General features: G+C 35.7%; 8 protein-coding genes. 7 read left to right on the forward strand and 1 reads right to left on the reverse strand.

The window, feature by feature from the left end:
• The 7 genes from ltrA to CWR48_RS16345 form a co-directional block, all read left to right on the forward strand.
• On the forward strand, positions 1 to 1,297 hold a 1,297-nt coding region (ltrA, locus tag CWR48_RS16315; RefSeq protein ID WP_115774401.1), incomplete at its 5' end, for a group II intron reverse transcriptase/maturase.
• 293 nt (positions 1,298 to 1,590) lie between these two features.
• Positions 1,591 to 1,821: a hypothetical protein gene (locus CWR48_RS16320; RefSeq protein ID WP_115774391.1), complete on the forward strand. Its 231-nt coding sequence runs from the start codon at positions 1,591 to 1,593 to the stop codon at positions 1,819 to 1,821.
• A gap of 53 nt (positions 1,822 to 1,874) precedes the next feature.
• Positions 1,875 to 4,127, forward strand: coding sequence for a transglycosylase domain-containing protein (locus CWR48_RS16325; RefSeq protein WP_115774392.1), 2,253 nt, complete (start codon positions 1,875 to 1,877; stop codon positions 4,125 to 4,127).
• Between the two features lie 488 nt (positions 4,128 to 4,615).
• Complete coding sequence (locus tag CWR48_RS16330; RefSeq protein ID WP_115774393.1) at positions 4,616 to 4,870, forward strand: hypothetical protein; 255 nt, start codon at positions 4,616 to 4,618, stop codon at positions 4,868 to 4,870.
• A 186-nt stretch (positions 4,871 to 5,056) separates the two neighbouring features.
• Positions 5,057 to 5,806, forward strand: coding sequence for a VOC family protein (locus CWR48_RS16335; RefSeq protein ID WP_115774394.1), 750 nt, complete (start codon positions 5,057 to 5,059; stop codon positions 5,804 to 5,806).
• A gap of 137 nt (positions 5,807 to 5,943) precedes the next feature.
• A complete protein-coding gene (locus CWR48_RS16340) occupies positions 5,944 to 6,318 on the forward strand; it encodes a hypothetical protein (RefSeq protein WP_115774395.1) in 375 nt (124 codons plus the stop codon).
• 116 nt (positions 6,319 to 6,434) lie between these two features.
• Entirely contained in the window at positions 6,435 to 6,746 is a 312-nt protein-coding gene (locus CWR48_RS16345) for a hypothetical protein (RefSeq protein ID WP_115774396.1), read from the forward strand.
• 150 nt (positions 6,747 to 6,896) lie between these two features.
• Here CWR48_RS16345 and CWR48_RS16350 read toward each other — a convergent pair whose 3' ends face one another.
• Entirely contained in the window at positions 6,897 to 8,120 is a 1,224-nt protein-coding gene (locus tag CWR48_RS16350; RefSeq protein ID WP_115774397.1) for an IS110 family RNA-guided transposase, read from the reverse strand.
• Positions 8,121 to 8,384 lie beyond the last annotated feature (264 nt).

Raw genomic sequence — 8,384 nt, forward strand, 5'->3', positions numbered from 1 at the left:
GGCAAAATCTAATCCTAAAATGAAATTTACATCTCTTGCACATTTACTAAATGAACAATCACTAGTTCAATGTCATCATGAATTACCAAACAGAAAGGCAACTGGGGTTAACGGTACAACTAAAGAGGAATACAATGAAAATCTAAAAGAAAATATAGAGGATTTAGTAAACAGGTTTAAAAGCAAAAGCTATCATCCTGTTCCAGTAAGGAGAATGTATATTCCAAAGCTCAATTCAAACAAGAAAAGACCATTGGGAATACCGGAACACGAAGACAAAATTGTTCAAAGAGGCATTACCAAAATACTAAATACCATCTATGAAAATGATTTTCTAGATTGCTCTTTCGGATTCCGCCCAAATCGTAATTGCCACGATGCTTTGAAAATACTGAACCACTATATTGAAAAGAGGTCAGTAAATTATGTAGTAGATGTAGATATCAAAGGATTCTTTGACAACGTTGACCATAGATGGATGATGGAGTTTTTAAAACTGCGAATCGCTGATCCTAACTTACTAAGAATTATTGGTAGGTTTCTTAAAGGTGGATATATGGAGGAAGGCAAGAAACACAAAACAGAGTATGGTACACCGCAAGGTGGAGTGATTTCTCCAGTGTTAGCCAATATATACCTCCATTATGTCCTCGACCTATGGTTTGAGAAGAGGGTTAGAAAACAGTGCAAAGGACAAGCATTCATTGTGAGATATGCAGATGATTTTGTTTGTTGTTTTCAATCTAAAAGTGAAGCTCAACAATTCTTCCAATCATTAAAAATGAGATTAAAGAAATTTAACTTAGAAATAGCTGAGGATAAAACCAAAATTATTCCCTTTGGAAGGTTTGCGGAGAAAGATGCAAAGCAAAAGGGAAATAGTAAACCTGCAACCTTTGATTTCCTTGGTTTTACACACTATTGTGGGAAAAGTAAACAAGGAAAATTCCGAGTGAAACGGAAATCGAACAGGAAGAAAGTCCAAGGCAAACTCAAAGAATCTAAAGAATGGTTGAAGATTAATAGAAATAAAGATATTCATATAATTATGGATAGATTTCGACGCTCTCTTATAGGTTATTACAATTATTATTGCATAACGGATAATACCCCAAGTGTAAACAAATTCAGAGACAAAATCAGATACCTATTGTTTAAATGGCTCAATAGAAGAAGTCAAAGGAAATCATTTACTTGGGATAAATTTAGACTCTTTCTTAATAAATACCCATTACCTTACGCAAGAATTAAGGTTAACGTCTATGACTTAAGGAAAGAGATTAGCTACATTTTGTGATTGGTGACTAGGAGGAGCCGTGTGCGTGAATAGCGCAAGCACGGTTCTGTGAGGGGGGAGGAGCACAATTTACCGCAAGGTAGAGAGGCTCCCTTCTACTCGACTTGTTGAATAAGAATGAGTTGCTGCGGCAGCTCTTTTTTATTTTTGGTATAAAATACCATCCTATAATCCCCCCATAAAGTTAAGGGTTCTTATGAACCTATATAAATAGGCTCAAGTAAATTACCATCGAGCTGTAGATTTGTAGAGCTTGATTAACTTTGTAAGTTTTAAATGAGGGAGGAGTTAGTATGAAGGAATTTATAGTTTGTTATACCTTAGAGGATGATATTAAAAGAGAAAGAATAATGAAAGAGGCAGATATTAGTAAGGAACAAGTTTTACAAGAAATAGTAGAAAAGATTGAACAGAACAAATACTTTCTTACGAAAGGTGACCATGGGGATTATTGGATCAATCGTTCTTCAATCCGTTACATAGGAGTTCATGAAAAAGATGACCCGAAATTTAATCACATCTAACTATAATATCGACACAAGGTTTTTATCTTATATTAACATGGGAGAGAATTTGAATGTCTGAAGGAGCGTATCAAACGCGTGCGGAACGAAAAAAAGCGAAAAAAACAAGCCAAAATAAACAAAGAAGTCTCGGTATACTGAAAAAAGGATCATTGTTTAAAAAAATGTTCATTGTCTGTTTGGTCCTCGGTCTTGTTTTAACAGGAGCAGGAGCCATTACGTTCGCTTCAATGATTAAGGATACACCTTCCTTAGATTCTTCTAAGCTAGTGGATCCACTTTCTACTAAATTTTATGATAAAGATGGAAACTTCCTTTATGAATACGGGAAGGAAAAACGGACAAAAATTACGTACAATCAAGTGCCAAAAGTGTTGGAACATGCCGTTATTGCCACCGAGGATTCCCATTTTTACGAACATTTTGGGATCGACCTCAAACGGACAGCCAAGGCGATTTTCGTGAACGTAACCGGAGATTTCGGATCTCAGGGAGGTAGTACGATTACACAGCAAGTCATTAAAAATTCCTTTCTGTCTCCAGAGAAAACACTGAAACGTAAAGTGCAAGAATGGGACTTAGCATATCAGTTGGAAAATAAATATTCCAAGCAGGACATTTTAATGATGTATTTAAATAAAATCTACCTTGGAAACCGCTCTTACGGAGTGGCTGCCGCAGCGAAGAATTATTACGGTATTGAGTCCGATGATTTGAAAAAAATGACGCTTGCACAGGCGGCGATGATAGCCGGACTGACACAGAGTCCGAACAATTATGATCCAACCATACCGGAAAACAAAGAAGCAGCCACGGAGCGCCGTCACATTGTATTAAGCTCGATGCTTCGTGAGGGCTATATTACGGAAAAACAAATGAAGGAAGCAGAAAAAGTTCCTGTAACAGAGGGGCTTGTAGCAAAAAATACGCAGCAAAGTATGCCATATGAAGCATTTTTGGATGCAGCTGTGAAAGAGGTTAAGGGAAAACTGAAGAATGTGGACATCAGTGAGGACGGTTTGTCGATTTATACGACGCTGGATCCTAAAGCACAGGACTTTGCGGACAAAATGATGAATACCAGTGAAATCATTGTCTATCCGGATGCGAACTTTCAGGGAGCCTTCGTTTTATTAGATACCAAAACGGGTGAAGTCAGGGCAATCGGGAGTGGTCGAAATGACTATAAAGCTCAATTTTCAGGTCACAACTTTGCCGTCAATATCAAACGTCAACCAGGATCAATCTTTAAGCCGATTTTTGATTATGGTCCGGCGATTGAAAACTTGAAATGGTCCACTGGTCATTTGATTAATGACCAGAAGACAACTTATTCAACGGGTCAGCCCATTTCCAACTGGGATCATCAATATCATGGAATGCTGACTATGCGGACGGCACTGCAACATTCATACAATATCCCGGCACTGCTCACATTGAGAGAAGTTGGGATGGATAAGGCTAAGAGTTTTGCAGAACAACTTGGCATTACGTTTAAAAGTAATGAAGTATATGAATCCTACTCGATTGGCAGCAATACCGTTAGTCCTTTAGACATGGCAGGGGGCTACAGTGCTTTTGGAAATAACGGTCTATATAATAAACCGCATTTCGTCCAAAAGGTTGTTCTTGCAGATGGCGCAGTCGTTAATTTTGCGGAGAAATCAAAACGTGTTATGCAGGATTACACTGCCTATATGGTAACTGATATGTTACGCACAGTCGTAAATGCTGGGACAGGAACAACTGCAAATGTTCCCGGACTGGATGTTGCCGGGAAAACAGGTACAACCAATTTTGATGAAAAAACGCGAGCTAAATATGGATACCCAAGCTCAGCTACAAATGATAGCTGGTTTGCAGGTTATACACCCCAATACACCATGGCTGTCTGGACGGGTTACGCTCAAAACGGACAGGGTAACTATATGAGTGGAAATACGACGAATATCTCACAGTTAATGTTTAAAGCAATGATGGAAGCTTTTGGAACGGACACAGCAAATTTCCAGAAACCGGAAAGTGTCTACAGAGTGAATAATGAACTTTATATAAAAGGAATTGATTCTGCAGAAGTTCCACCTAAGAACAGCAATGGAAATAAAGAGAAACTCAAAAAAGAAGATGAGAAATTCAAAAAAGAAGAAGGGAAATTGAAAAAAGAGGAAGAGAAATCGAAAGAAAATAAGAAACTCAAAAAAGAAAATAAGAAAGTAAAAAAAGAAGATAAGAAACTTAAAAAAGAAGATGAGAAACTCAAAAAAGAGGAAGAGAAGCGTCAAAAAAAGGAAGAGGAAAAGAAATAAAAGCATAGTTAGATAGATATTATTTTCTTATTATTATTCCACTTCAATAATAAGGTGATTTCACTTATTAAGACAATAGATAGTTAATCAGAAAATCTCGTTAAATTCAAAATAAACTTTAACAGATTAAATACACATGACCGTTATTTATACGGTCTTTTGTATATGGAAGCAAAATCCCCCAATTGTCATGTTACTTGAGAATGTGAGTAATGTACTTAAAGTAACGGGTGCGATAGTTAAACAAAAGGATCGTCATTTTGGTACGATCTTTTTCTTTTATTAACACTTACAGAAAATTATGATATTATTATTTTAAATTCTTGAGCTATCGGGTCAGGTTTGTTAAACAACTGTTGCTATTTTGCAATTATAATATTATTATTTATATGCATAGAATATCTATGTACATAGAATCCCTTTATACTAAGAATAACTAAATGTAAAGTGAAATATAAATAACTCTTATTGATATTGGAGGAAAGGAAATGAAAGGATTAGCTTGGGGTTTGATGCTCTTTTATTTACTCGTTATAGCATTTTGGGTGGCAAATTCACCGTATCTATTTTCATTGTGGGGTATAGTTATATGGTTAATTTCAATTGTTTTAGGGTTTGTCGTTTATGAACAAATAAAAGAGCCAAAAATTATAAGGAAACTTATATTGTATTCAAGTTCATTTATGGTGTTTTTGGTTATAGTAACAGGTTTGATACATTTTGCAGTAACTTCTATGCCATAACTGAAATTTAGGGTGCGATTTTTCAATAAGGGCAGTCGCTTTTTTACAAACGGGGAAGTTTAGTTCAATAAGCAGAATGGGATTTTTGTTAATTTCAAATGGAATATTTCCCAAAATTCGGAACCTCTATTCGGTTCAAACGTATTAAATTAAAGGACATCTAAACTCTTATTGGGGGAGAATGAATTGAAGATTGACCATTTAGTTGTAAATGTTGATAGTTTTGTACAAGAAGATGAAAATTTTATCAAGAAAGTTCACTCTTTAGGTCTTCCATATGAACCGAAATGGGGAAAGGGTACAAAAGGATTTAAGGTATCGAACATATGGATTGGGAATGAATATTTTGAATTGATTAAAGTCAAATCAAAAGATGGTGGGGGTTGGATAGAAAGCTGGACTGAGGACTATCATAGTGGGCATAGGGGACTTATTGGTTTTGCATTAGAAGTAGATGATATTGAAGCAACATATCAGAGGCTCATTAGACGGAATATTCAAGTATCAACGCCGGAACCTTTAAAATTCAAATGGTTCTTTAACCTACTAAGTAAGACAATGCCTTGGAGAAATTCATATTTACCTAAATTTGAAGGAATGCCTTTTCAATTTTTCTTACAACAGCTTAATGATGAAAAAAGTAAAGCATTTATGCAAAAATATATGGTGCCGAATAGTAGGGATAAGAAGATTAATGGAATATTAGAAGTAAGGATTTATGGCACATTGACAGAACAAGACAAAAATATAATAAAATCACTTTTTCAAGATTACAAAATAAAAGATAGTACAATCACTGTTTTTCTTGGAAGACAAATCATTTCTTTTGTAGAATCTAAAAAACATTCAGTTGAAGTAATACTGGACTGTGAGAATGAAGAAAAATCAACTAAACAACTTGAGATAGGAAACAACTTAATAATTAAATATGATTGATTTCATACAATTATCTTCTTCAACTAGCGGGTGCGTTAATTATAGAAGGATTAACGCTATTTTATGTAGAAGTTATTTTACTAAAGGGGCAGGATTGTTTAATAAGAAATTGCTTGTTGTACAGATAGGGGAATGCTATGGACTGGAATACTGTTAATGGTGAAGAGCGAGAAAAAACTAAGTTTTACACTAAAATTGGCTGTTTCTTCGGGATAGTTATAATAGGACTTTTAATTATTGCATTAATTATTTGGATTTCTTACCGTGTATTTGTCCCTAGAGAAATTCAGTTATTGGTCAGTGATTCTCCAAATAATAAAAATAAAATTGAAATTGTTAGGGTAGAAGATTTCCCCAATCCTACATTAAGAATTAATTATGATAAAAATTCTATTATAAAGACTAATCTACCTGATGATATATCTATTGAATGGAAAAATGATTATGAAGCTAATGTTACCCTTGTTAGGCAAGGGCAGGAACCAGATGTTGTTAAAGTTGAATTTCAATAGTTTTTCTTTTGTCACAATGACAGAAAAGTGCAATCGTTCTTCAATAAACTGGTGCGTTAATTCTAGAAGGATTAACGCTATTTTATGTAGAAGTTATTGTACTAAGGGGCAGTTTAGTGAAAGAAGAGATTGGAGGAAGTAAAATGACAAAAAACAAATTAAAAGGTTTAGTTGGTTTAGGTTCTTTAATAACTGTAATTGGTTTTATATTGCTTTTTTTCAGTGTTAATTTTGGATTATCACTTGCTGAAAATTGGATAGTCAAACAGGTGGAGCAGACAGGTGGGGCAGACACTTCAACATACCTAATTGTAATTGAAGGTTCTACAAATAATTTCTTGGCCGCTGGAAGTATACTTTTTGGGATTGGTCTTGCCACCATTATTTTTGCTTATTACAAGATACTTAATATTAACGAAAAGAAGTAATAAATATGGTTTTTCTTTTTTAACTACCATGAAAATAAACTTCTGTAACCTATCAAAAATGGCAATACTAAAGAAGACGCAGCTTATTCATTTTTAAAAAAAGAGGAGAGCGCCTAATTAATTGATCTTATTGTAGATAAGTTGACGAGGTTAAGATGCTTCAGGCTCTTGTAAAGTTACTGTATATCCTAAGCTTTCGAGTCTTCGTAATGAATGTCGAACAAGGGATTGCTGTCTTTGTTTATCAAAGTAGTCTTCACCTAAGTCTATATACATTTCTTTCCGTGTTAAGAGATAATACGAGATACGCAATATGGCATGAGCTACCACAATTCCTGCTCGTTTCTTACCTTTTCGTGATGCAGTACGCCGATACAATGCACCAAGGTAGTTTTTAGAACCTCTTACAGAATGGGCTGCTTCTGTTAATGCTGATCTTAAATATTTGTTCCCTTTTTTTGTTTTAGTTGATTTCCTTTTTCCAGCACTTTCGTTATGTCCAGGAACTAATCCTGCCCAGGAACACATATGAGCTGCACTAGGAAACTGTTTTTTTATATCTGTCCCAATCTCGGATAGGATTTGTTCTGCCATTCTAGTCGCAATACCAGGAATTGAATCTAATCTTTCAACATCTTCTTGATAAACGCTCACTTTATCAGCTACTTCTTGGTCTAACATCTCAATTTGTTCCGTTAAGAAATCAATGTGTTTTAAAATGGTTTTCAACATTAATCGTTGATGATCGCTGATATAACCTCTAAGTGCAAGTTGAAGTTCGTCCTTCTTCTTTTTCATTGTGCGTCGAGCAAAGTTTGCTAGTTTTTCAGGATCTTCCTCACCTTCAGCAATTGCGTTGAGCATATCGCGAGCGGAGACACCCATAATGTCTGAAACAACAGAGCCTAGTTTGATGTTAGCTCCTTCTAATACTTTTTGGATACGATTATGTTGTCTGGCACGTTCTTCAATGATACTTCGACGATACCGAACAAGTTCACGCAATTCTCGTTGATTTCGATCAGGAATGAAACTAGCTTTGAGTAGCCCATGCCGAAGGAGTTTAGCTATCCATTCTGCATCTTTAACATCTGTTTTACGCCCAGGGACTGCTTTCATATGTTGTGCGTTTACAACCAAAAATTCAATATTTTCAGCCTCTAGTAAATTAACAATAGGTTTCCAATAAACACTCGTGCTTTCCATGGCAACATGGGTACAACCATGTTGTTTAATCCAGTCAACCAATTGTATTAGAAAAACAGTCTTAGTCGAAAACGTTTGAATCTCCTTTCCTTCTTGTGTCATAATACATGCAGTAATATTGTCCTTATGAACATCCATACCACAAGCTCTTTCAATAACTACATCCACTTGAAAACATCCTTTCTACGGCACTAAAAATTGGAGGCTGGTGCAGCAACCAGAATAGGATTAATCTACCATGTGTGCTTCCCGTAAGGGAGCGACAGTCAGTGGTGCACCGTGGTCGTTGGAGTCAGACTAACGGATGGGCTCTCACGCACCATAGTTCATCGACCTTCCTCTCCCAGCCGTAGAATCAGTATCGGCAATCATAAACATTTTCATTCTCTGTGGTGAAGCGCTGATTTTTGCGCTTCATGGATGGCTAACGGG

The sequence above is a fragment of the Oceanobacillus arenosus genome, from assembly GCF_003369575.1.
Taxonomy (GTDB): Bacteria; Bacillota; Bacilli; order Bacillales; family Amphibacillaceae; genus Oceanobacillus; species Oceanobacillus arenosus.

Coding starts and splice junctions, on each gene's coding strand:
- CWR48_RS16320 (WP_115774391.1), top strand. CDS start 1,591: ATGAAGGAATTTATAGTTTGTTATACCTTAGAGGATGATATTAAAAGA.
- CWR48_RS16325 (WP_115774392.1), top strand. CDS start 1,875: ATGTCTGAAGGAGCGTATCAAACGCGTGCGGAACGAAAAAAAGCGAAA.
- CWR48_RS16330 (WP_115774393.1), top strand. CDS start 4,616: ATGAAAGGATTAGCTTGGGGTTTGATGCTCTTTTATTTACTCGTTATA.
- CWR48_RS16340 (WP_115774395.1), top strand. CDS start 5,944: ATGGACTGGAATACTGTTAATGGTGAAGAGCGAGAAAAAACTAAGTTT.